Origin of the sequence: Bradyrhizobium sp. WU425 (genome assembly GCF_021052305.1) — a bacterium.
Taxonomy (GTDB): Bacteria; Pseudomonadota; Alphaproteobacteria; order Rhizobiales; family Xanthobacteraceae; genus Bradyrhizobium; species Bradyrhizobium canariense_D.
Genome location: NZ_CP088089.1, coordinates 3,546,812 through 3,568,202, shown reverse-complemented (window position 1 = coordinate 3,568,202; position 21,391 = coordinate 3,546,812). Strand labels below are relative to the sequence as shown.

General features: G+C 63.1%; 24 protein-coding genes. 15 read left to right on the top strand and 9 right to left on the bottom strand.

Annotated elements, in window-relative coordinates:
- Window positions 1-72 precede the first annotated feature (72 nt).
- The 9 genes from rplL to BcanWU425_RS17150 form a co-directional block, all read right to left on the bottom strand.
- Complete coding sequence (rplL, locus tag BcanWU425_RS17190; protein ID WP_007602994.1) at window positions 73-450, bottom strand: 50S ribosomal protein L7/L12; 378 nt, start codon at window positions 448-450, stop codon at window positions 73-75.
- 54 nt (window positions 451-504) lie between these two features.
- Window positions 505-1,023 (bottom strand): 50S ribosomal protein L10, encoded by a 519-nt coding sequence (gene rplJ, locus BcanWU425_RS17185; protein WP_027567495.1) that lies wholly within the window; start codon window positions 1,021-1,023, stop codon window positions 505-507.
- Between the two features lie 577 nt (window positions 1,024-1,600).
- Complete coding sequence (locus BcanWU425_RS17180) at window positions 1,601-2,548, bottom strand: 2-hydroxyacid dehydrogenase (RefSeq protein ID WP_204511515.1); 948 nt, start codon at window positions 2,546-2,548, stop codon at window positions 1,601-1,603.
- Window positions 2,549-2,638: 90 nt separating this feature from the next.
- Window positions 2,639-3,331 carry a 50S ribosomal protein L1 gene (gene rplA / locus BcanWU425_RS17175; RefSeq protein ID WP_007602988.1) on the bottom strand — a complete coding sequence of 231 codons (693 nt, stop codon included), beginning with the start codon at window positions 3,329-3,331 and terminating at the stop codon, window positions 2,639-2,641.
- Window positions 3,332-3,337: 6 nt separating this feature from the next.
- Window positions 3,338-3,766 (bottom strand): 50S ribosomal protein L11, encoded by a 429-nt coding sequence (rplK, locus tag BcanWU425_RS17170; RefSeq protein WP_018456444.1) that lies wholly within the window; start codon window positions 3,764-3,766, stop codon window positions 3,338-3,340.
- 130 nt (window positions 3,767-3,896) lie between these two features.
- Window positions 3,897-4,451, bottom strand: a complete 555-nt coding sequence (gene nusG, locus BcanWU425_RS17165; RefSeq protein WP_007602985.1) for a transcription termination/antitermination protein NusG — start codon at window positions 4,449-4,451, stop codon at window positions 3,897-3,899.
- On the bottom strand, window positions 4,451-4,642 hold the full coding sequence (secE, locus tag BcanWU425_RS17160; RefSeq protein ID WP_007602984.1) for a preprotein translocase subunit SecE: 192 nt from the start codon (window positions 4,640-4,642) through the stop codon (window positions 4,451-4,453). Before secE ends, nusG begins: the two co-directional genes overlap by 1 nt.
- A 376-nt stretch (window positions 4,643-5,018) precedes the next feature.
- A complete protein-coding gene (locus BcanWU425_RS17155; RefSeq protein ID WP_231190743.1) occupies window positions 5,019-6,215 on the bottom strand; it encodes a class I SAM-dependent methyltransferase in 1,197 nt (398 codons plus the stop codon).
- Window positions 6,216-6,362: 147 nt separating this feature from the next.
- On the bottom strand, window positions 6,363-6,950 hold the full coding sequence (locus tag BcanWU425_RS17150; protein ID WP_231190741.1) for an SIS domain-containing protein: 588 nt from the start codon (window positions 6,948-6,950) through the stop codon (window positions 6,363-6,365).
- Between the two features lie 161 nt (window positions 6,951-7,111).
- Here BcanWU425_RS17150 and BcanWU425_RS17145 point away from each other — a divergent pair, with 161 nt between their 5' ends.
- The 15 genes from BcanWU425_RS17145 to BcanWU425_RS17075 all read left to right on the top strand — a co-directional run bounded on the left by BcanWU425_RS17145 (window position 7,112) and on the right by BcanWU425_RS17075 (window position 21,389).
- On the top strand, window positions 7,112-8,140 hold the full coding sequence (locus tag BcanWU425_RS17145; protein WP_204511518.1) for an SDR family oxidoreductase: 1,029 nt from the start codon (window positions 7,112-7,114) through the stop codon (window positions 8,138-8,140).
- Between the two features lie 83 nt (window positions 8,141-8,223).
- Window positions 8,224-9,795 carry a PfkB family carbohydrate kinase gene (locus BcanWU425_RS17140; protein WP_204511519.1) on the top strand — a complete coding sequence of 524 codons (1,572 nt, stop codon included), beginning with the start codon at window positions 8,224-8,226 and terminating at the stop codon, window positions 9,793-9,795.
- A gap of 27 nt (window positions 9,796-9,822) precedes the next feature.
- Entirely contained in the window at window positions 9,823-10,824 is a 1,002-nt protein-coding gene (locus BcanWU425_RS17135; RefSeq protein ID WP_204511520.1) for an NAD-dependent epimerase/dehydratase family protein, read from the top strand.
- A gap of 5 nt (window positions 10,825-10,829) precedes the next feature.
- Complete coding sequence (locus BcanWU425_RS17130; protein ID WP_231190734.1) at window positions 10,830-11,441, top strand: hypothetical protein; 612 nt, start codon at window positions 10,830-10,832, stop codon at window positions 11,439-11,441.
- Window positions 11,438-12,466, top strand: coding sequence for a phosphotransferase (locus tag BcanWU425_RS17125; protein WP_204511522.1), 1,029 nt, complete (start codon window positions 11,438-11,440; stop codon window positions 12,464-12,466). Before BcanWU425_RS17130 ends, BcanWU425_RS17125 begins: the two co-directional genes overlap by 4 nt.
- Entirely contained in the window at window positions 12,463-13,311 is an 849-nt protein-coding gene (locus tag BcanWU425_RS17120) for a transketolase (protein ID WP_204511523.1), read from the top strand. The genes BcanWU425_RS17125 and BcanWU425_RS17120 overlap by 4 nt, the downstream gene beginning before the upstream one ends.
- Before the next feature lie 10 nt (window positions 13,312-13,321).
- Window positions 13,322-14,281: a transketolase family protein gene (locus BcanWU425_RS17115; protein ID WP_204511524.1), complete on the top strand. Its 960-nt coding sequence runs from the start codon at window positions 13,322-13,324 to the stop codon at window positions 14,279-14,281.
- Between the two features lie 8 nt (window positions 14,282-14,289).
- Window positions 14,290-15,396 (top strand): DegT/DnrJ/EryC1/StrS family aminotransferase, encoded by a 1,107-nt coding sequence (locus BcanWU425_RS17110; protein ID WP_204511525.1) that lies wholly within the window; start codon window positions 14,290-14,292, stop codon window positions 15,394-15,396.
- Window positions 15,386-16,504, top strand: a complete 1,119-nt coding sequence (locus BcanWU425_RS17105) for a DegT/DnrJ/EryC1/StrS family aminotransferase (RefSeq protein ID WP_204511526.1) — start codon at window positions 15,386-15,388, stop codon at window positions 16,502-16,504. Before BcanWU425_RS17110 ends, BcanWU425_RS17105 begins: the two co-directional genes overlap by 11 nt.
- Window positions 16,501-17,307, top strand: a complete 807-nt coding sequence (locus BcanWU425_RS17100; RefSeq protein ID WP_204511527.1) for a sporadic carbohydrate cluster 2OG-Fe(II) oxygenase — start codon at window positions 16,501-16,503, stop codon at window positions 17,305-17,307. Before BcanWU425_RS17105 ends, BcanWU425_RS17100 begins: the two co-directional genes overlap by 4 nt.
- Complete coding sequence (locus tag BcanWU425_RS17095) at window positions 17,300-17,692, top strand: LIC12192 family sporadic carbohydrate cluster protein (RefSeq protein WP_204511528.1); 393 nt, start codon at window positions 17,300-17,302, stop codon at window positions 17,690-17,692. Before BcanWU425_RS17100 ends, BcanWU425_RS17095 begins: the two co-directional genes overlap by 8 nt.
- A gap of 25 nt (window positions 17,693-17,717) precedes the next feature.
- Window positions 17,718-18,383 (top strand): class I SAM-dependent methyltransferase, encoded by a 666-nt coding sequence (locus BcanWU425_RS17090; protein WP_204511529.1) that lies wholly within the window; start codon window positions 17,718-17,720, stop codon window positions 18,381-18,383.
- Window positions 18,361-18,981, top strand: coding sequence for a WbuC family cupin fold metalloprotein (locus tag BcanWU425_RS17085; RefSeq protein WP_204511530.1), 621 nt, complete (start codon window positions 18,361-18,363; stop codon window positions 18,979-18,981). Before BcanWU425_RS17090 ends, BcanWU425_RS17085 begins: the two co-directional genes overlap by 23 nt.
- Window positions 18,974-20,191 carry a class I SAM-dependent methyltransferase gene (locus BcanWU425_RS17080; protein ID WP_204511531.1) on the top strand — a complete coding sequence of 406 codons (1,218 nt, stop codon included), beginning with the start codon at window positions 18,974-18,976 and terminating at the stop codon, window positions 20,189-20,191. The genes BcanWU425_RS17085 and BcanWU425_RS17080 overlap by 8 nt, the downstream gene beginning before the upstream one ends.
- Window positions 20,184-21,389 carry a class I SAM-dependent methyltransferase gene (locus BcanWU425_RS17075; protein WP_204511532.1) on the top strand — a complete coding sequence of 402 codons (1,206 nt, stop codon included), beginning with the start codon at window positions 20,184-20,186 and terminating at the stop codon, window positions 21,387-21,389. The genes BcanWU425_RS17080 and BcanWU425_RS17075 overlap by 8 nt, the downstream gene beginning before the upstream one ends.
- Window positions 21,390-21,391 lie beyond the last annotated feature (2 nt).

Sequence of the window (21,391 nt, the reverse complement as noted above, 5' to 3'; positions counted from 1 at the left end):
GCCGTTTCGGAGAGCGGACCGAGATCCCGGTTGCGATGATGCTGACCGGGATCTCGTGCCAGTAAGCGCTGCTTACTTGAGCTCGACCTTCGCGCCAGCCTTCTCGAGCTGGGCCTTGAGCTTCTCGGCTTCGTCCTTGTTCACGCCTTCCTTGACAGGCTTCGGCGCGCCCTCGACGAGGTCCTTTGCTTCCTTCAGGCCCAGGCCGGTGATGGCGCGGACTTCCTTGATGACCTCGATCTTCTTGTCGCCGGCGGCGGCAAGAACGACCGTGAACTCGGTCTTCTCTTCGGCCGGAGCGGCGGCGGCGCCACCACCAGCCGGGCCAGCCACGGCGACAGCCGCGGCAGCCGAAACGCCCCACTTCTCTTCGAGGAGCTTCGCGAGTTCGGCAGCTTCGAGCACGGTGAGGCTCGAGAGGTCGTCGACGATCTTCTGCAGGTCAGCCATTGTTCAGTTTCCTTGAATGTAAGTCTGGTTCGGGTTTGAGTTTTGCGAAGGGCGTCAGGCCGCTTCGCCCTTTGAGGCATAAGCCTGGATGACGCGCGCGAGCTTGCCCGCGGGCGCGTTGGCGAGCTGAGCGATCTTGGTCGCCGGGGCCACAAGCAGGCCGACGATCTTGGCGCGCAGTTCGTCAAGCGACGGCAGCGAGGCAAGAGCCTTCACGCCGTCGACATTCAGGACGGTCGTTCCCATCGAGCCACCAATGATGACGAACTTTTCGTTCGCCTTGGCGAATTCGACGGCGACCTTTGGCGCCGCTACCGGATCGTCCGAAGTGGCGATCACGGTCGGTCCCTTCAGCATGGGGCCGATGGCAACGACGTCAGTGCCTTCAAGAGCAATTTTGGCGAGACGGTTCTTCGAGACCTTCACCGAGGCGCCAGCCTGCTTCATCTGCGAGCGCAGCTTCTGCATCTGGGCAACGGTCAGGCCGGAATATTGGGCAACGACCGCGACGCTCGTGGTCTTGAAGACCCCATTGAGCTGTTCGACCGCTTCCTTTTTTGCCGCTCGTTCCACAGCAAGCTCTTTCCGGTTGGCGGTCATCGCGAAAGCGGGACCGCCGGGTTGCACCCATCGTCCCGCCCAAACCTGAACCTCAGGGCCAAACCCATCGGACACGCCGGGCAAGACGACAATTCAAAGCCTGCCCTCCGAGAGCCCATTAGAGCCCACGGCGTGTCGAGGTCCGAACCAAACCCATTCCGCAACCGACCCTAAGGTGGCCACGAAGTGAAATCCGGTCTTCACCCGTCTATGCAGGCCATGCGATTAAGCCGTTGAGAAATCGGAATTCCCCGCGGGCGCCTGCAGTCTTGGACAGGACAAGGTCAGCCGGCGAACCGCCCGACCTCTGCCCGCACCCCACACCCGACGGTTTTCCCTCCCTTTCCAGCAAATCCTCACGGACGCCCTGAAAAGGAATGATCTCCATCGCTTGTTTTCGGAATGCGTGCACGGACGCGCCAGCCGAGGCCGGCACGTCCGGAAGCGGTTCTTTAACCGCTCGGGGCCTGCTTGCCAAGAGCAAAATTCACACCAGTTCCAATCCGTTGCCGCTCGCGCTTAACCATGGCCGAAAAGGGCCGGTTTCCGCTCATTTGACCGCGTAAGGCAACTTCTTGCCCTCGAAAAACGCGGTCAGGTTCGCCAGCACGCAGTTCTGCATGGCGACGTGCGATTCCAGGGTGTGGCCGCCAATATGGGGGGAGAACACGACGTTGGGCAGTGCCGTCAGCGCGTCAGGAGCGTGCGGTTCCTTGTCATAGACATCGAGACCGGCTCCGGCGATGGTCTTCTCGGTAAGCGCCAGCACCAGGGCTTTCTCATCGATCACCGAGCCGCGGGAGATGTTGACGACATAGCCGTCCGCCCCGAGGCGCCTGAGGATATCGGCGCTGACGGCATGCTGGGTCTCGGCTCCTGCCCGGACCGCGATCATCAGCACGCTGCACCAGTCGGTCAGCGCCTCCAAGGTCGGGAAATATTGATAGGGCAGATCGTACCTGCTGCGGCTGAAATAGCCGATCTCGCTCTCGAAGGACGCGCAGCGCGCTGCGATCTTGCGGCCGATCTCGCCCATGCCGTAGACGCCGATGCGGCGGCCCGGCATCCCGGCCTGCGGGCGCATCATCGGCGAGGGCTTTGACGCGGCCCAATCGCCGCTTCGGACGTACTGGTCGGCCACCAGGATTCGCCGCGTCGCCGCGAGCATCAGGGTCATCGCGATGTCGGCGACGGAGGCCGCATTGGCACCCGGGCTATGTCCGACCGCAATATTGCGGGCAGCAGCGGCCTTCAGGTCAACACCGTCATAGCCGGTGCCGTAGCAGACGATGGTACCGAGCTTGGGAAACAGGTCCATCGCCTCCGCGCCCAGCGGCGTGCCGCCGGCGGTGAGCACTGCACGGATATCGCCGAGCGCGTCGGCCGAAAACATCTCCCGCGCCGGCTTGCCGCCGGTGTCGAGCAGCTCGAACCGCTCGGCGAAGCGCGCCATCATCGTCTTGGGAAAGCGCGAGTAGATCAGGACCTTGTCAGTCATTGTTCTTGTTTCCGGTGAACGCCGTCACAAACGACGAGGGGCGGAATCGGTTGCCCAATTCCGCCCCTCGCCTCATGTCATTTGCAAACCTTAGCCGAGAATGGTGCCCGGCTCGACCTTCACGCCGGGGCCCATCGACGAGGACACCGCAACGCGCTGGATGTAGGTGCCCTTGGAACCGGCCGGCTTGGCCTTGGAGACAGCGTCAGCCAAGGCCTTGATGTTTTCGACCAGTTTTTCCTCGGTGAACGAGGCCTTGCCGACGCCCGCCTGCAAGATGCCGGCCTTCTCGACGCGGAACTCGACCGAGCCGCCCTTGGCGCCCTTCACGGCGCCGGTGACGTCCATGGTCACGGTGCCGATCTTCGGGTTCGGCATCAGGCCGCGCGGGCCGAGCACCTTACCAAGGCGGCCGACCAGCGGCATCATGTCGGGGGTTGCAATACAACGATCGAAATCGATCGTGCCGTTCTGCACCTTCTCGACCAGGTCCTCGGCGCCGACGACGTCGGCTCCGGCAGCCTTGGCCTCGTCGGCCTTGGCGCCGCGGGCGAACACGCCGACGCGGAGCGTACGGCCGGTGCCGTTCGGCAGGGTCACAACGCCGCGGACCATCTGGTCGGCGTGACGCGGATCGACGCCGAGATTGATCGCGACCTCGATGGTCTCGTCGAACTTCGCTTTCGCGCGTTCCTTGACCATCTTGATGGCGTCTGCGAGCGGGTAAAGCTTTTCGCGATCAATACCTTCGCGGGCTTTGTTCAAACGTTTTCCGATTGCCATGACCGCTTACCCTGCCACTTCCAGACCCATCGAGCGGGCAGAGCCCTCGACCATCTTCATGGCCGCTTCGATGGAATCGCAATTGAGATCCTTCATCTTCTTCTCGGCGATCTCGCGCACCTGCGCTTTGGTCACCGCACCCGCCTTGTCACGGCCCGGCGCCTTGGAGCCGGACTGGATCTTGGCAGCCTGCTTGAGGAAGAAGGACATCGGCGGCGTCTTCATCTCGAACGTGAAGGAACGATCGGCGTAGATCGTAATCACGACGGGAATCGGGGTGTTTTTCTCTTCCTTCTGGGTCTGGGCGTTGAACGCCTTGCAGAACTCCATGATGTTGAGACCGCGCTGACCGAGCGCGGGACCGATCGGGGGCGAAGGATTCGCCGCACCGGCCGGGACCTGAAGCTTCAGGTATCCGGTCACTTTCTTTGCCATGTATCACTCCTGTTGGGCCGGCCTGGGCCGGCGGTTTCAGGTTCGTGGTCTGGGTCGGATACGGCTGGCAACCGCCCTCTCCCTCCCACGGCCTCTTGCTGCGCGAGACCGAAGCCTCACGCCTACCCGATCAGACCTTCTCGACCTGACCGAATTCCAGTTCGACCGGCGTGGCGCGGCCGAAGATCGACACCGCGACCTTCACGCGCGAGCGCGCCTCGTCGATTTCCTCGACCACACCCGAGAACGAGGCAAACGGGCCGTCGGCCACGCGCACGTTCTCGCCGATTTCGAACGACACCGACGCCTTCGGCCGCTCCACGCCCTCTTGCACCTGGTGCAGGATGCGCATGGCCTCGGCTTCCGAGATCGGCATCGGCTTGTTTTCCGCGCCGAGGAAGCCGGTCACCTTCGGCGTGTTCTTGATCAGATGAAACGCCTCGTCGGTCAGCTTCATCTTCACCAGCACGTAGCCCGGGAAGAACTTGCGCTCGGCGTCGATCTTGCGGCCGCGGCGCACTTCCGTGACCTTCTCGGTCGGAACCAGCACCAGTTCGAACAACTCCTCAAGCCCGCGCTGCTTGGCCTGCTCGCGGATCGATTCGGCGACCTTCTTCTCGAAGTTCGAATAGGCGTGGACGATGTACCAGCGCTTGTCAGACAATTGAGCCGTTGCTGTTGCCATCAGTGAATGCCCAGAAGGAAGGTGATGAGGACGCGGATGATCTGGTCGGCGGCGAAGAAGAAGATCGAGGCCACGGCGACCATCACGAACACCATGATGGTGGTGATCGTGGTCTCGCGGCGGGTCGGCCAAGTGACCTTGGCGGTCTCCGAGCGGACTTCCTGCAAGAACTTGAACGGGCTGACTGCCATCGTTTGATGTCCAACGTCCGTCGACAGACGCGAATGAATTTCAGGGATCCGAACAGCCGCCGTTGGCCCAGCCCTCTGTCGAAGGATGAGCCGGAAATCGGGCTCGATTGTTCGGGGATTTCAAAGCCGCGCCGGAGATCCGCGTCTAACGGGCCGGCTGCGAGTGCGCGGTATCTACTGCGGATGGGACCAAAGGTCAAGATAGAGAGGGCCCGCGCGAGTAAACCGACCTCCGCGGGCGACCGATTAGAGATCAGGCCGATCAAGGGCTTATCTGCCGCCTGCAAAGCGCCGCCCCAGCACCTCAGCCGGTTCCACGGAGAACGACACCGCCGGGGGCCCCCTCACCTGCAGCCCCTTTGGCGCCCCCTCAAGGTCAGTCGGCCCGATCGATCGTCGAAATACCCGGCAGCGGCACAACGAACTTTCCGCCCTCGGCGAAATAGCCGGCATGCTTGGCCCGGATCGGATCCACATAGCGCCAGGCGAAGACGACGACGAACGCCGGCTTGCGCTCGTAAAGGGCGGCGGGCGGCAGGATCGGGATGTCGTACCCGGGGCCGGCCATCACGTTCCCCTTGTTGGGGTCGTCGTCCACCAGGAAGTCGATCTTGTTCTCCAGGCCGAACTGCGGCAGCAGCGTCGTGGTCCCGACCGAGACGCCGTAGCCGGCCACGAGCTGGCCGCGCGCATGGGCGGCGTCGGCCATCGCGACCAACTCGTCGCGAATGGCGGCGATTCTCTTCGCATAGGGCACATAGTAGGCCGGCTGATCGACGCCGAGCCGGTCTTCCTCGGCAATGAAGCGTGCCACCTCCGCGGACGGCTTCTTCGCGCCGCCGGCACGCTGCACCGTCACCCGGATCGAGCCGCCCTTGGTCTCGATGTGCTGGACGTCGATCACTTCCATGCCAAGCCGCGCGAAGAAGCGCGTCAGCGGCTTGATGTTAAAATACGACAGATGCTCGTGGTAGACGGTGTCGAGAAGGTTCTTCTCGGTGACGTCGACGCCATACTGCGTTTCGAAAACGAACAGCCCGTCCGGCGCAAGCACGTCGCGAACCCCGATCACCAGCGGATCGAGATTGTCGACATTGGCGATCATGTTGTTGGCGATCACGACGCTGGCCGCGCCGTGGCTTTGCAGGATGCGGCGACCGATGGCATCGGTGAAGAAATCGCCGATGGTTTCGATTCCCGCTTCCGTCGCACGCCGTGCGATGTCGACGGCGGGATCGACACCCAGCACCCGCATGCCGCGCTCTTTGAAGAAACCGAGCAGCGATCCGTCGTTGCTGCCGAGCTCGACGACCAGCGAGCCCGGCGCGATGGCGAATCGGCTGACGACGTCGTTGGCATAGCCCGCGAAGTGCTCCCGCAGGCCAAGCGAGAGCGAGGTGGTATAAACGTAGTTGCGGTACTGGATCTCTGGATTGCCGACGTGGAGAATCTGCAGGTGGCCGCAGTCCGCGCACAGGTGCAGCGCCATCGGCACCGCGGCCCGAAAGACGGGATCCTCGACGCTTGCATCCGGCACCTGGAAGTTCGGCGTGCCGATGGGCATGCCTGCCATCGGGACGACAAGCTCTTGCTTGTCCGAATGACAGAGGCGGCAGGTATGGCGGACGTAAAACAAGTTTTTCATCGTAGGACCGTAAAACGGAGACATGCGAGCGGGTGAGGTATCTCACCACGTGGTGATCAGATCGACGGCACCGCCTCAGGACGCCGGATATTCCGCGCGACCGATGATGAGGTCGATCGCGGCCATCATCCAGAACTGATGCGTGGTCTCGACAATATTGTAGCTGCGGCTGTCGACGTAATAATTGACGTCGCCGAGATTGCGCAGCGGATTCTCCGCGTTCATGCCCGACAGCGTGATCACATCGAGCTTCATCGTCCGCGCCTGCGCGACCGCCTTGAGAATGTTCTTCGAGCGTCCCGACGAGCTGATCGCGACTAGGCAATCGCCGGAGCGGGCGCTCAGCCTCACAGCATGCGCAAGCCAGTCCTCGAAGCCGTAATCATTGGCAAGGCACGACATCATGCTGGCATCGCTGAAGCAGAGTGCCGGCACCGATGCGTTCTTCGCCAGATCGATTGCGAGATGGGAAGCAATGCCGGCCGAACCTCCATTGCCGATGAAGATGACGCGGCCGCCCTGCTCGCGCGCACGCAACCAGGCCGTGCGGGTGTCGGAAATCCTGGCGAAAACCCCGTCGTCAATTGCCGTCGCGTGATGGAGGCGCCTCACATAGTCGTCGAGGAAAGCCTTGTGATCGGGATCGATGTGCTCCACAGGCATAGGTTGGCAGCTCGACGGCGACATGACGCCCTGATACCGGCTATCACCAGCATTTGCAAAGGTATATTACCTTCGAAGTTGACCGCAGCCGATTCGGTTTCCACCTTACACTCAACATTGGCGGGCCTGTTTCGCTGGGCATTCGCATCACGGATGTTCCTATGAAGTGCATCGTTACTGGCGGCGCCGGCTTCATCGGCAGTCACCTCGTCGACCGCCTCCTCGACGATGGCCACGAGGTCGTCGCGCTCGATAATTTTGTGATCGGACGCCCCGAAAATCTGGCCTCGCGCGTCGATTCTGATCGACTGAAGATCGTGCGGGCCGACGTCACCGAACTCGAATCGATCAAGCCGCATTTCGACGGCATCGACTGGGTATTCCATCTCGCAGCGCTGGCCGACATCGTTCGCTCAATCGAGTCCCCGATCCCGTATCACCGCGCCAATGTCGATGGCACGGTCCACGTTCTCGAGGCTGCACGGCAGGCGGGCGTCAGCCGCTTCGTTTATGCCGCGTCGTCGTCCTGCTACGGAATTCCCGACGTCTATCCGACGCCGGAGAGCGCCGAGATCCGGCCGATGTATCCCTATGCCCTCACCAAGAAGCTCGGCGAGCAGTGCGTCATGCACTGGTGCCAGGTCTACAAGCTGCCCGCGGTCGCGCTGCGCCTGTTCAACGTGTACGGGCCCCGCCACCGCACCACGGGCACCTACGGCGCCGTGTTCGGCGTGTTCATGGCGCAGAAGCTCGCCGGCAAGCCCTTCACGGTGGTCGGCGACGGCGAGCAGACCCGCGACTTCACCTTCGTCAGCGATGTCGCCGACGCTTTCGTGACCGCCGCGCGCTCCGACGTCTCGAACGAGATTTTCAACGTCGGCTCAGACAACACCTACAGCGTCAACCGGCTGGTCGAGCTTCTCGGCGGCGACAAGGTCCACATTCCCAAGCGCCCCGGCGAGCCCGATTGCACCTATGCCGACATCACCAAGATCAAGCGGATCCTGAAATGGACGCCGAAGGTAAAATTTGAGGATGGGGTCGCGACGATGCTGAAGTCGATGGATCAGTACAAGGACGCTCCCCTGTGGACGGTGGACAAGATCGCGGACGCCACGAAGGACTGGTTCAAATATCTCGGGGACAACAACGACGCGGCGTCCGGCGCGCCGCAGAAGGCAAGCCAGTGAACAGGCTCGCCGGGTATTGTTGCCGCGAATCGATCAATTCCGGGCCGCCCGGCTGAGGCCGGCTGGCGCTTTGGGTTATTCACATGGGCAATATTCCGACCGGCAATCCCGCGTTGAACGACCAACTGGCGACGCACGAAAAGATCAAGACAATCGAGGAACTGGGCGAGATCGCGCGGTCCGCGCAAGCGCGGGGCCGGAAGGTTGCACTCTGCCACGGAGTCTTCGACCTCGTGCATCTCGGCCATATCAGGCACATCCAGGCGGCGCGCAACGAGGGCGACGTCGTCATGGTGACGATCACCGCCGACCGTTACGTCAACAAGGGACCGGGTCGGCCGATCTTCCCCGAAAACATGCGGGCCGAGATGCTGGCCTCGCTCGCGAACGTCGATTGGGTCGGCATCAATCACACCTCCAGCGCCGAGCCGATCCTGGATACGGTGCGGCCGGACATCTATGTGAAGGGGTCCGACTACGAAAACCCCGAAGACGACGTAACCGGCAAGATCCGGACCGAGCGCGACGCCGTCGAGCGTCACGGCGGACGCATCGTGTTCACGCGCGACGTGACCTTCAGCTCCTCGTCGCTGGTGAACCGGTATTTCGACATCTACGATCCGCCACTCCGCGACTACCTGCAAAAGGTCCGTGAAGGTGGCGGCGCCGATCGCCTGCTGAAGCTCATCGACAAGGTGCAGGACATGCACGTCGTGCTGGTCGGCGACACCATCATCGACGAATACCAGTACGTCACGGCGCTCGGAAAGGCATCGAAGGAAAACATCGTCGCCACGCTGTTCAAGAGCGGCGAGCAATTTGCCGGCGGCGTCATCGCCGCGGCCAACCATGTCGCGAGCTTCTGTAAATCGGTGGAAGTCGTCACGACGCTGGGCGGCAACGACGACCCCGAAGAGTTCATTCGGGCGCATGTCCGCCCGAATGTCACGTTTACGCCGATCCGCCTTCCGGGCCGTCCGACGACCCGCAAATCGCGGTACGTCGAGCTGGGATATCTGCACAAGCTGTTCGAAGTCTACACCATGGACGATACGCCGCTCGACGAGGCCGATCGGAAGGAGATCGACCGTATCACGACGGAGCGCGTGCGTGGCGCGGACGTAGTCATCGCCACCGATTTCGGTCACGGCATGATCGCGTCGAGCACGATCGACACCCTGATCGCCAACTCCAAGTTCCTTGCGGTCAATGCCCAGAGCAACAGTGGCAATCACGGCTACAACCTGATCACGAGGTATCCGCGGGCGGACTACATCTGCATCGATGCGCCGGAGGCGCGTCTGGCTGCAACCGACAAGTTCAGCGACATCGCGTCCGTGATCGAGGCCGGCCTGCACGGCAAGATCGACTGCGACAACATGATCATCACGCACGGCTCCTTCGGCTGTTACCCCTTCTCGTCGAAAACCGGCGTCACGCGCGTCCCCGCGTTCACCAAGACCGTCGTGGACACTGTCGGCGCGGGCGACGCCTTCCTGACGATCACCGCGCCGCTGGTTGCCGCCGGCGGCAATATCGAGGACGTCGCCTTCATCGGCAACGCAGCCGGCGCGATCAAGGTCGGGATCGTCGGCCACCGCAGCTCGGTCGAAAAGGTGCCGCTGGTCAAGTTCGTCACTGCGCTATTGAAGTAGCGCGACGGCAGATACTGGAGAACGACAGTGATTGGTCAAAAATGGAATGTGATGGTCACCGGGGGTGCCGGCTATGTCGGTAGCGTGCTGGTTCCCCAATTGCTCGCTGCGGGCCATAAGGTCACCGTGCTCGACCTGTTCATGTACGGCGAGGACGTGTTCGATGCCGTCCGCAACAATCCCGATTTGCGCCTGATCAAGGGCGACATCCGTGACGAAGCCGCGATCAACGAGGCCCTGCGCGGCAACAACGCCGTGATCCACCTTGCCTGCATCTCCAACGATCCGTCGTTCGAGCTGGACCCGGGGCTCGGCAAATCCATCAACTACGACTGCTTCCGGCCGATGGTGCGCGCCGCCAAGAAGGCGGGCATCAAGCGCTTCATCTACGCCTCCTCGTCCAGCGTCTACGGCATCAAGGACGAGGCCGAGGTGACCGAGGACTTGTCCTGCGAGCCGCTCACGGACTACTCGAAGTTCAAGGCGATGTGCGAGACCGACCTTGCCGACGAGGCCGCGTCCGGTTTCGTCACCTGCACGGTTCGTCCCGCCACCGTCTGCGGCTACGCACCGCGGCAGCGGCTCGACGTCGTCGTCAACATCCTGACAAATCTCGCGGTCAACACCGGCCGCATTCGCGTGTTCGGTGGAACGCAGCGCCGGCCTAATTTGCACATCGAGGACATGTCAGCCGCCTATCTGTTCCTGCTCCAGCAGGATGACGCGAAGATCGACGGCAAGACCTACAATATCGGCTACGAGAACCACTCGCTGATGAAGATCGCCGACATCGTTAAGTCAGTGGTCGGCAGCAATGTCGACGTCGTCGTCGAGCCGACCGACGATCTCCGCTCCTACCACGTCTCTTCGGAGAAGATCCGCCGCGAGCTCGGCTTTGCGCCGACCCACACGATCGAGCAGGCCGTGTCCGGCCTCGTCAACGCCTTCAAGGGCGGTCGCCTGCCGAACTCGCTCAACGACCCCCGGTACTTCAACATCAAGATGATGCAGAACATCAGCCTGAAGTGAGCGGCGTGCGGATCGGCATCGATTTCGACAACACGATCATCTGCTACGACAAGGTCTTTGCCACCGTCGCACGTCAGCATGGGCTGGTGCCGGAAGGCTGGGAGGGGCTGAAGACCGACCTACGGGATCATCTCCGGTCCCGCGCGGGCGGCGAGCTCGCCTGGCAAGGACTGCAAGGCTTCGTCTACGGCAAGGGAATTGGCGGCGCCGAAATCTATCCAGGAGTGCGGGAATTCCTGGCGACGTGCAAGCAGGCCGGCTCGAAGGTCTGCATCGTCAGCCACAAGACCCGATTCGGTCATCAGGACCCCGACCGCACCGATCTGCGTGACGCCGCGCGCAGTTGGCTGCGGAGAGCCAACCTGGTCGACGCTGCGGATGCGGCGCTGGCTATCGACGATGTCTATTTCGAGGACACACTGCCCGCCAAGGTCGAGAGGCTCGTGAGCCTGAAGCTCGACGTCTTCATCGATGACCTCATCGACGTCTTCGAGCAACCGCATTTTCCGAAGGCCACGCGATCGATCCTGTTCACGCAGTCGCAGCCGCCCCACCCCGAACACTGCAAGCCAATCGCGACATGGGCCGATATCCGCCGCGAGGTGTTTGCGGCATGAGCGAGACCGACATCACCGCGCCGGATGCGATGGCGATCGGCAGCCGCCTGGCCGGTGCGCGTGTTGCGTCCGCCCAGCCGGCACGATCCGGCGGCAACAACAGGGTGTTTCGGCTGGAGATGGCGAACGGACCGCCCCTCGCCCTCAAGCATTACCCGTCCGACGGACGCGATCGCCTGGGACAGGAGTATGATGCGCTCTCGTTCCTGGCGCGCCATGGCATCACGTCGACACCGCAGCCAGTCGCGAAGGATGCACATGCGTTCTGCGCGCTGTACCAATGGTTCGACGGCGAGGCGGCGGTGCTGCGCCCTCAAGACGACGATGCCGATCAGCTCGCCGATTTCCTCATCGAGCTCCAGAAGTTGCGCGACGCCGAAGGCGCGCAGAATCTGCGCAACGCCTCAGCCAGCATCTTCTCGCCCGAGGCGGCCATCACCCAGTACGAGCAGCGCCTGGACGCACTGAGGCGGGCCTCGGATGATCATCCCGACCTGCGTGCGTTTATCGAAGGCAGCCTAGTTCCCAGCACGGCCGTCGCGATTCGGCAGCTCCGCCGGCGCTACGCGGAACTGGGCAGGGATCCAGCGGCGGACCTCGCGCCCACCCATCGCGCGCTGAGTCCGTCCGACTTCGGACTGCACAACGCACTGCGCGCCGATGACGGGCGCTTGCGATTCATCGACTTCGAATATTTCGGCTGGGACGATCCGGTGAAACTCGTGTCCGACTCCGCCATTCACCCCGGCAGCGACCTGCCGGAAGCGAGCGCGAATCGCTTGATCGAACGGCTGTCGCGCGCCTTCGAGGCGAACGAGGACGCGTTTGCGATCCGCCGTGACGTACTGTATCCTCTGTTCAAGGGAATCTGGTGCCTGATTGTCCTGAACGCCTATTTGCCGGACAGCCGCTCCCGGCGCGCAATGGCTGCGCAAGGTGGCGATGTTAGGATCCGCCTCGCCGGTCAGCTCGACAAAGCCCGCCGGCTTCATCAGACGATTCGCCCAACCGATTTACCGAAGTGACCCAGATCTCACCCCACGCTGAAGCCGCCCTCACCTGCACGCTGGATGAGCGCAGCCTTTATCTGCGCCGTCTGGTCTTGGGTTCTGTCCGCTCAGCGGGACGCGGACATGTCGGTCCGGCATTGTCGCTGATCGAGATGGTCCGCGTGCTCTACGACGACGTGCTGCGGATCGATCCGAACAACCCGCGCGATCCGGCCCGCGACCGCGCGATCCTCAGCAAGGGGCACGGGTGTCTGGCACTCTATGCGCTGTTGGGCGATCGCGGCTTCTTCCCGCTGTCGGAGCTGGACGGTTTCTGCGGCCCCGACAGCATTTTGGGCGGACATCCCGAGTACGGAATGGTACCAGGCGTCGAAGCCTCGACTGGTGCGCTCGGACACGGCCTGTCGATCGGTGTCGGCCTGGCGCTCGCCGCGCGCATGCGCGAACGCACCTACCGCACCTTTGTCCTGCTTGGCGACGGCGAGATCAACGAGGGATCGGTTTGGGAAGCTGCCATGGGCGCGGCCAAACACGGGCTCGACAATCTGGTCGCGCTGATCGACTACAACAAACTGCAGAGCTACGGGCCCACCGACTACGTCCTGCCGCTGGAGCCGCTCGCGGACAAATGGCGCAGCTTCGGCTTTGCCGTCCAGGAGCTCAACGGCCACGACGTCGGCGCCCTGCGCACCGTCCTGAAGCAGGTCCCGCCCGTCCCGGGAAAACCCACCGCGATCATCTGCCATACCGTCAAGGGCAAGGGTCTGCCGGCCGCTGAATCGAACGCCGACTGGCATCACAAGAACAAGTTGACCGACAGCGAGCTTGACGCCATCCGCGTCGCCGTTGGCGATTTTTGATCGGCTCCTCATGCGCAACACCGCGATGAACATGATCCACAAGCTCGCCACGCGCGACGAGCGTGTGCTCTACATCGGCTCCGATCCCGGCGCGGGCACCTTGCGCGCGATGAGCAAGGAGTTTCCCAAGCGGCACCTGATCGAAGGCATTTCGGAAGCGCACATCATCGGCATGTCGGCCGGTCTCGCGATGGAAGGCTTCGTGCCCTACGTCAACACCATCGCCACGTTCCTGACCCGCCGCTGCTACGAGCAAGTCGCCGTCGATCTGTGCCTGCACAATCTGCCGGTGCGGCTGATCGCCAATGGCGGCGGGCTCGTCTACGCCCCGCTCGGCCCCACCCACCAGGCGATCGAGGACATCGCTATCATGCGGGCGCTGCCGAACATGACGGTGGTCTGCCCGTGCGACGCCGACGAGGCTGCGCGCATGATGGAACAGACGTTGGACTGGAAGGGGCCGATCTACATCCGGCTCGGCAAAGGCGGCGACGCCGTGGTCTCAAAGGCCGAGCACGGCTTCGAGATCGGCAAGGCCATCCTGATGCGGCCGCCCGGCGACGTCGTCATGGTCACGACTGGCATCATGCTCCAGCGCGCACTTGCTGCGGCCGACCTGCTGGCAGCGCAAGGCATTCGCGCCGGCATCCTGCATATGCACACGGTCAAGCCGCTCGACACCGAGGCGCTGCTGCAAGCGATCCGGGGCACCAGGCTCGTGGTGACGCTGGAGGAGCACGTGCCCTCCGGCGGCCTCGGCAGCGCGGTCGCGGAGACGCTGATCGACACGCTCGGCTCTGGCCTGCCCGCGATCCTGCGGTTGTCGCTGCCGGACCGGTTCATGCACAATTACGGATCGCAGGACTCGCTGCTGAAGAAGCACGGACTTTCCGCCGACGCCATTGCGACCTCGATCGAGCGCGCGCTCACCGCCTCGCTCATCTCCTCTCCGCAACTTCATTCCACCTGACGGGCCCCATGCACGACGTTCGATATTCCTATCTGCTCGAGCAATTCTCCGACCCGGCACCGATCCTGGCCGAGATCGGCCGACTGGTGGCGACCGGTGACTTCACCCTGGGCAAGCCTGTCGCGGAATTCGAACGGCGCTTTGCCGAGTTGATCGGCGTGCGTCACGCCATCGGCGTCGGATCGGGCACCGATGCGCTCAAGTTGCCGCTCAAGGCGCTCGGCATCGGCCATGGCGACGAGGTCATCACGGCCGCCAACACCTTCATCGCCACCGTCGGCGCCATCGCGGAGACCGGCGCGAGCCCGGTGCTGGTCGATTGCGACGACTCCTTCTGCATGAACGTCGACTACGTCGAAGCCGCGATCACCGAGAAGACCAAGGCAATCATGCCGGTTCAGTTGACCGGCGAGGTCACCGACATGGGCAAGCTGATGGCGATCGCCCAGCGTCACAACATCCCCGTCGTCGAGGATTCCTGCCAGGGCATCCTGTCGGAGTTCGCGGGAAAACGGTCGGGCACCCACGGTATCGCGGCCGGCTTCTCGCTGCATCCGCTCAAGAACCTCAACGTCTGGGGCGATGCCGGCGTCGTCGTCACCAACGACGACGGGATGAACGAGCGACTTCGCCTGATCCGCAACCACGGCATGAAGAATCGCGACGAGATCGCGATTCTCGGCTGCAATTCGCGGCTCGATTCCCTCCAGGCGGTCGTCGGCAACTGGCTGATTGGCCAGACCAGCGAGATTACGCGACGTCGGATCGAGAACGCGGCTTATTATGATTCGGGCCTTGCCGGCCTGCCCGGCCTGCGCATTCCGCCGCGCCGGCCCAACGTGAAGCACGTCTACCATCTCTACATGGTGTTCGCCGAGCGTCGCGACGAGCTCTACAAATACTGTCTGGACAACGGCATTGAAGCGAAGATCCACTATCCCATCCCGTTGTACCAGCAGGAAGGTCTCAAGCATCTCGGCTACGCGCCGGGCACCTTCCCGGTCACCGACCGCCATGCCCGGGAAGTCATCAGCTTCCCCGTCGACCAGCATCTGACACGGGCGCAGCAGGACCGCGTCATCGAGATCGTTCGGAAGTTCTGCAATGGACGCTGACACCGGCCGCCGACGCATCGGTTACGTCAATCTTCCCGCGCAATTTGAGGAAGAGCGCGTTGAGATCATGCAGGCAGTCGAGGCCGTGTTCCGGCGCGGCGACTTCATCGGCGGCGCGGCCGTTGCGAAGCTCGAAGAGGAGCTCGCCACCTATCTCGGCGCGCCGCATGTGGTGACGCTGAATTCCGGCACCGATGCGCTGATCCTGTCCTTGAGGGCGCTCAACATCGGTCCCGGGGACGAGGTGATCACTCCGCCGAATTCGTTCGTGGCATCGACCGCGGCCATCATCGCCGTCGGCGCCACACCTGTGTTTGCGGACGTGCTGCCGGATCAGAATATCGATCCCGCCGCAGTCGAGGCCGCCGTCACTTCGCGCACCAGGGCGATCATGCCGGTGCACCTGACCGGGCGCATGGCGGACATGAACCCGCTGATGGCGATCGCGGCCAAGCACGCTCTCGCCTTGATCGAGGACAGCGCGCAGGCCGTCGGCTCGACCTATGACGGGCGGATGAGCGGAACCATCGGAACGTTCGGCTGCTTCTCCGCCCACCCGCTGAAGAACCTCAATGCCGCGGGCGACGCCGGCTTCGTCGTCACCGCCGACGCCGAGCTTGCCGCGAGAATTCGCCGCCTGCGCAATCACGGTCTGATCAATCGCAGCGACGTTCAGGAATGGGGCATCGTGTCACGCCTCGACACGGTCCAGGCCGAGGTGCTTCGCATTCGCTTGCGTCACCTGCCCTCTGTCATCGAACGCCGGCGCCGCAACGCCGCGCAATACCGCGCCGAGCTCGCCGGCCTTCCCCTGTTCATCCCGGTTTGCCGCAACATCGAGTTCAACACGTTCCACACCTTCGTCGTGCAGACCGACCGTCGCGACGTCTTGCAGAAATATCTTGCCGACAAGGGCATCGAGACCGCGATCCACTATCCGGTACCAATCCACCTCCAGGAGGCGGCGGCGCATCTGGGTCACGGTCGCGGCGCGTTCCCGGTGACCGAGCGGCAGGCGGATGAGATCCTCACGCTCCCCATCAACCAATTCCTCTCGGCCTCGGATATCAGCTATGTTTGCGCGATTGCCCGGGAGTATTTTGCATGACGGACACGGCTTTCCTCGAGGCCGATGAGCAGGCGCTGGCGCAACGCTTCATCGACGACGGCTTCGTCACCACGCCGGCCGACGATCGCACCGGGCTCGACCGGATCCAGCGGCGCGCCGCCGAGCTCGCGGCGGATTATCTGAAGCTGCCACACGGCAACGACCCCTATGCGATGCTCGACACCATCCACACGCGGGTGAGCGTCGATGATCTCAACGGTCTGCGGCTGCACGTCTTCAACGGCCTCAACGCCGAGCCCTGGTTCCGGCCGACCTATTTCCGTCTGGCGCGCTCGACGATCGAGACCATCGTCGGCAATGAGCTCTGCATGCAGCGCCGCGTCAATCTCAGCATCCAGCTGCCCGGAGACGATTCGTCGCTCCTCGCCACCCATTCCGACGTCTGGTCGGGCGACTCGCCCTTCGAGGTCGTGGTGTGGGTGCCGCTGGTCGACGTCCACCGCACCAAATCGATGTATCTGCTGCCGCCATCCCTGAACGGCGACATGCAGGACCGGATGGCCAGCCTGCGCAGCGCCGAGGAACTCTACCAGACCATCAAGCCGCACGCGACCTTCATCGAGATTCCCTACGGTCACGTGATGCTGTTCAACCAGACCCTGATGCACGGCAATCGCATCAACGAGGAAGCCGGCTCGCGCTGGAGCATGAACTGCCGCTTCAAGAGCATCATGTCGCCCTATGCGGACAAGCGATTCGGCGAATTCTTTGAACCGATCCTGCTGCGTCCGGCGACACGCGTCGGCATGCAGTACAAGCTGCCTGGAGGCTTCCATGGCTGAGCGAGCCGGCCACCGCGGCTATATCGGCGCCCGGCCGCTCAACGGCAGCCGCACCCCCCAGCACGTCCAGAACATCGTGATCCGCGACTATGCGCGGCGGAAGAACCTGCATTATCTGCTCAGCGCCGCCGAGCACACGATGCCGGGCAGCTACATGGTGCTCGAGGACATCCTCGACGAGCTGCCGCGATTGCGCGGTCTGATTCTCTACAGCATCTTCATGCTGCCGCCCGACGAGGCTAGGCGGCGGCAGATCTATGACCGCGTGCTGAGCGAGGGCTGCGATCTGCACGCGGCCGTCGAGGAGATCACGCTGTCCTCGCGCGACAACATCCAGGCCGTCGAGGACATCCTGCTCGTCAACAAATTCGCGACCATCCTGTGACGATGCCGCGGACCGGTTGAGGACCATGACCGAGATCAACCTGCTCCAGCCAATGCATGCATCGACCAAGCGGAACTACGTTCAGCGGGTCGTCGAGCACGACAAGGCGGAATCCGCCACTGTGGCGCGGCAATGGGGACGCGACTACTGGGACGGCGACCGCCGCTATGGCTATGGCGGTTACCGCTACGACGGACGATGGCGGCCGCTCGCCCAGACTCTGATCGACCGCTACGGCATCAAGCCCGGGATGAGCGTGCTCGATGTCGGCTGCGGCAAGGGCTATTTGCTCTACGAATTCACGCAGCTCGTCCCCGACCTCACCATCGCCGGCATCGACATCTCCGACTATGGCATCACCAACGCCAAGGAGGAGGTGCGACCGCAATTGAAGGTCGGCAGCGCCGTCGAGCTCCCCTACCCCGATCACAGCTTCGATCTCGTGGTGTCGCTTGGCGTGCTCCACAACCTTCCGCTCGAGGACGTCTTCCGGGCCGTGTCGGAGATCGAGCGCGTTGGACGCGGCGCCTCGAAATATCTGATGGTGGAATCGTTCCGCGACGAGCGCGAGAAGGCGAACCTGCTCTACTGGCAGCTCACCTGCCTGAGTTTCCACGGTCCGGAAACCTGGGCCTGGATCTACGACAAATGCGGCTATCGGGGCGACCATGGGTTCATCTTCTTCGAATGAAGCAACGGGCCTGCGCCGCTCGACCTCGTTGCGGGCGCAAAATCCCGAAGTGTATTATTCGGACGACGCCATCGTCACGGCCGACGATGCCACGATCGCGGAGCTGAAGCGCATCGCCGCAGGCAATCCGCGTCTGCGCAGCCGGCTATGCACGCATCCCGATCCCTCGTCCGGCCTGCACGAGATGCTGATCGTACATCATTGCGAGGCCTATGTGCGGCCTCATAAGCATTTTGGCAAACCTGAATCGTTTCACCTGATCGAGGGCACTGCGCAGGTCGTGATCTTCGAGGACGACGGCCGCATTCGCGACGTGCTCGAGATGGCGCCGTACGGTCGGGGCGCGCTCTGCTACTACCGGATGCCCGAGCAGGTGTTTCACTCGATCCTGATCACCTCGGAGTGGCTGGTATTTCACGAAACTACCGCCGGTCCGTTCGATCCCTCCCGCACGGCATTTCCCGACTGGGCGCCGGATGGCGGCGATGCCGCGGAAGCGCAGGACTATGTCACTAGGACCGGTGCGCTCGCCACGGAGCATCTGGCCCATCGCCCTACTTCACGAGCCATTCCAGCAGAGATTCCTACCGATGACTGACCATTGCCGCCTCTGTCATTCGACCAATTTGCGCCCGGTCATCGATCTCGGACAGATGCCGATTGCGCATCGGCTTCGGCACAGCCGCGACGAACAGGAGGAACGGTATCCGTTCGAGGTGTTCGCCTGCGGCGAGTGCGGCCTGCCCCAGATCGTCAAGCCGATCGATCCCGACATTCTGTATCGGCAGTTCAACTACAATTTCAGCAGCTGGAAGCCGGAGCCGCACCAGGTCGACGAGCTCGATACCATCGCCAGATTCTCGCCCCACCAATCCGTGTTCGAGATCGGATGCAATGACGGCCTGTTCATGGACAAGTTGCGCGAACGCGGTGCGAAGATTTTGGTGGGCGTCGAGCCCAACCCGGTGTCGGGCAAGATCGCCCGCGAGCGTGGCATCAAGGTCTATGCCGACATGATCAGCCCGGCGCTGTGTCACGACGCGGTCGCAGAGGCCGGCAAGTTCGACCTCGTCGTCTCGCGCCAGGTGCTGGAGCACATCGTCGATTTCGAGAACTTTTTCGACTGCGTGAAAATCGCGCTGCGCGACGACGGGCTGCTGTTCATCGACGTGCCTGATTTCGCACCCGGCTCGACGGCGGGTGATCTCTCGGTCCTGTGGGAGGAGCATGTCAGCTACTTCACCGAGCCGACGCTGCTGGCGCTGCTGGCGCGCCACGGCTTCGAGGCGGTCTCGGTGAAGAAATACAATTTCAGCGGCGGCAGTCTCGCGATCGCAGCGCGACATACGACGCGCGACGTGACGGCCCCGCCGGCGCCGTCCGGCGTTGGCGAGAAATTCGGTCGGCGCGCCAGGGAGTACGGCGCGCGTCTTCGCCCGACCCTCGCCAAGGCCCGCGCCAACGGCGCCGAGATCGCCATCTACGGCGCCGGCTGCCGCGCCTGCACCTTCACCAATGCCCATGGGCTCGCGGATCTCATCGACCTCTCGGTCGACGACCAGAAGGAGCGCCAGGGTCTGTTCCTGCCCGGCACCGGGATTCCGATCCGTCCGCCGGAGGACCTCGCCGGCAAGTCGGGTCCGCTCGTCTGTCTTCTGGCCGTGAACCATGAGAACGAAGACAAGGTCGGCAGCCGGCTGCGCGAAAACGTGAAGCGTCCGCTCCACATCGTTTCGATCTTCGCGCCCTCCGACATCTGGAGCGAGCTCGATCGCCTCGATGCGGCCGCAGGGTCGCGGCATGGCTGAGGACAAGCTCTTCAACTATTACGAACGTCAGGACGTCCTGCCGACGTTCGGGAATTTCAAATCCGCCGCCGAACTCGAAGCCTATGCCGGCCTGCGGCGCGAGTTGTTTTCGGACAAGCTGGTGCTGCCGCCGCGGTTGTTCCGCGACGCCGACGTGCTCGAATTCGGCCCTGATTCCGGCGAGAACGCGCTGGTGTTTGCGGGCTGGGGCGCAAACATGGCGCTCGCCGAGCCGAACCGGCATGCGCACGCGAAGATCCAGGCTTACTTCGCCCATTTCAACCAGGCCCAACGTCTCCGCGAACTCGTATCGTTCGATGTCGAAGGATTTCGCAGCGATCGTCGTTTCGACATTATCGATGCCGAAGGATTCATCTACACGGTCCAGCCGGCTGAAAATTGGCTCGGCATCTTTCACCGGCTGCTCAATCCAGACGGTTACGTTGTCGTTTCCTACTACGAGCGCTACGGCGGCTTCTTCGAGCTCGCGCTCAAGGCGATTCATGCGGCGGGCAAGGCACTGACGGGCCGTCCCGGCCTCGAAACGGCGAAGCTGCTGTTCGACGCAAAATGGAGCAGCATTCCGCACACGCGCAGCTTTGAATCCTGGCTGATGGACGTGCTCGAAAATCCTTTCGTCCGGCACCGCTACTTCCTCGAGGCGGGAGCCTTGTGCACGGCGGCGCATGAGCAGGGATTCGATATCCATTCGGCGTGGCCCGCCTATCGCGACGGCCTGGACGTCTACTGGCACAAGAAGGTCCTCTCCGACGACGAGAAGCTGCGGCGCGCGACGCGCCACCTCGGCCGCAGCCGTCTGAGCTTTCTCGGCGGACGGAAGCTCTATCTGGCCGGGAAGACCGAAGCGGTCGAGGCGATCTCGGCTTCGATCGAGACATTGGTTGTCGATGTCGATGCGATGATCGACGATCCCTTCGGCGACGGCCTGCCCCGTGCGATCGCGAGCCTCGCGTCACTGCGCGAGACGATACCGGACACAGACATCCTTGCCGACGATGCGTCCGACATCGACGCCATCGTCGCGACCCTCGACAGCTTCCATCGCATCTTTGTCGCGATCGGGCGACGGGACGTGTCCACAGTCACGGCCCTCACCCAGTCCGACCAGGCGTTCATCAACACCTGGGGACAGCCGGCGCATTTTCTCGTCATCCGGAAACGCTTCGAGGGGTCCTAGCA

What these genes read in the sequence shown, in the direction of transcription:
- rplL (WP_007602994.1), bottom strand. Translation starts at nt 450, where the DNA reads ATGGCTGACCTGCAGAAGATCGTCGACGACCTCTCGAGCCTCACCGTG.
- BcanWU425_RS17180 (WP_204511515.1), bottom strand. Translation starts at nt 2,548, where the DNA reads ATGACTGACAAGGTCCTGATCTACTCGCGCTTTCCCAAGACGATGATG.
- rplA (WP_007602988.1), bottom strand. Translation starts at nt 3,331, where the DNA reads ATGGCAATCGGAAAACGTTTGAACAAAGCCCGCGAAGGTATTGATCGC.
- rplK (WP_018456444.1), bottom strand. Translation starts at nt 3,766, where the DNA reads ATGGCAAAGAAAGTGACCGGATACCTGAAGCTTCAGGTCCCGGCCGGT.
- nusG (WP_007602985.1), bottom strand. Translation starts at nt 4,451, where the DNA reads ATGGCAACAGCAACGGCTCAATTGTCTGACAAGCGCTGGTACATCGTC.
- secE (WP_007602984.1), bottom strand. Translation starts at nt 4,642, where the DNA reads ATGGCAGTCAGCCCGTTCAAGTTCTTGCAGGAAGTCCGCTCGGAGACC.
- BcanWU425_RS17155 (WP_231190743.1), bottom strand. Translation starts at nt 6,215, where the DNA reads ATGGCAGGCATGCCCATCGGCACGCCGAACTTCCAGGTGCCGGATGCA.
- BcanWU425_RS17150 (WP_231190741.1), bottom strand. Translation starts at nt 6,950, where the DNA reads ATGCCTGTGGAGCACATCGATCCCGATCACAAGGCTTTCCTCGACGAC.
- BcanWU425_RS17145 (WP_204511518.1), top strand. Translation starts at nt 7,112, where the DNA reads ATGAAGTGCATCGTTACTGGCGGCGCCGGCTTCATCGGCAGTCACCTC.
- BcanWU425_RS17140 (WP_204511519.1), top strand. Translation starts at nt 8,224, where the DNA reads ATGGGCAATATTCCGACCGGCAATCCCGCGTTGAACGACCAACTGGCG.
- BcanWU425_RS17125 (WP_204511522.1), top strand. Translation starts at nt 11,438, where the DNA reads ATGAGCGAGACCGACATCACCGCGCCGGATGCGATGGCGATCGGCAGC.
- BcanWU425_RS17115 (WP_204511524.1), top strand. Translation starts at nt 13,322, where the DNA reads ATGCGCAACACCGCGATGAACATGATCCACAAGCTCGCCACGCGCGAC.
- BcanWU425_RS17110 (WP_204511525.1), top strand. Translation starts at nt 14,290, where the DNA reads ATGCACGACGTTCGATATTCCTATCTGCTCGAGCAATTCTCCGACCCG.
- BcanWU425_RS17105 (WP_204511526.1), top strand. Translation starts at nt 15,386, where the DNA reads ATGGACGCTGACACCGGCCGCCGACGCATCGGTTACGTCAATCTTCCC.
- BcanWU425_RS17100 (WP_204511527.1), top strand. Translation starts at nt 16,501, where the DNA reads ATGACGGACACGGCTTTCCTCGAGGCCGATGAGCAGGCGCTGGCGCAA.
- BcanWU425_RS17095 (WP_204511528.1), top strand. Translation starts at nt 17,300, where the DNA reads ATGGCTGAGCGAGCCGGCCACCGCGGCTATATCGGCGCCCGGCCGCTC.
- BcanWU425_RS17090 (WP_204511529.1), top strand. Translation starts at nt 17,718, where the DNA reads ATGACCGAGATCAACCTGCTCCAGCCAATGCATGCATCGACCAAGCGG.
- BcanWU425_RS17085 (WP_204511530.1), top strand. Translation starts at nt 18,361, where the DNA reads ATGGGTTCATCTTCTTCGAATGAAGCAACGGGCCTGCGCCGCTCGACC.
- BcanWU425_RS17080 (WP_204511531.1), top strand. Translation starts at nt 18,974, where the DNA reads ATGACTGACCATTGCCGCCTCTGTCATTCGACCAATTTGCGCCCGGTC.
- BcanWU425_RS17075 (WP_204511532.1), top strand. Translation starts at nt 20,184, where the DNA reads ATGGCTGAGGACAAGCTCTTCAACTATTACGAACGTCAGGACGTCCTG.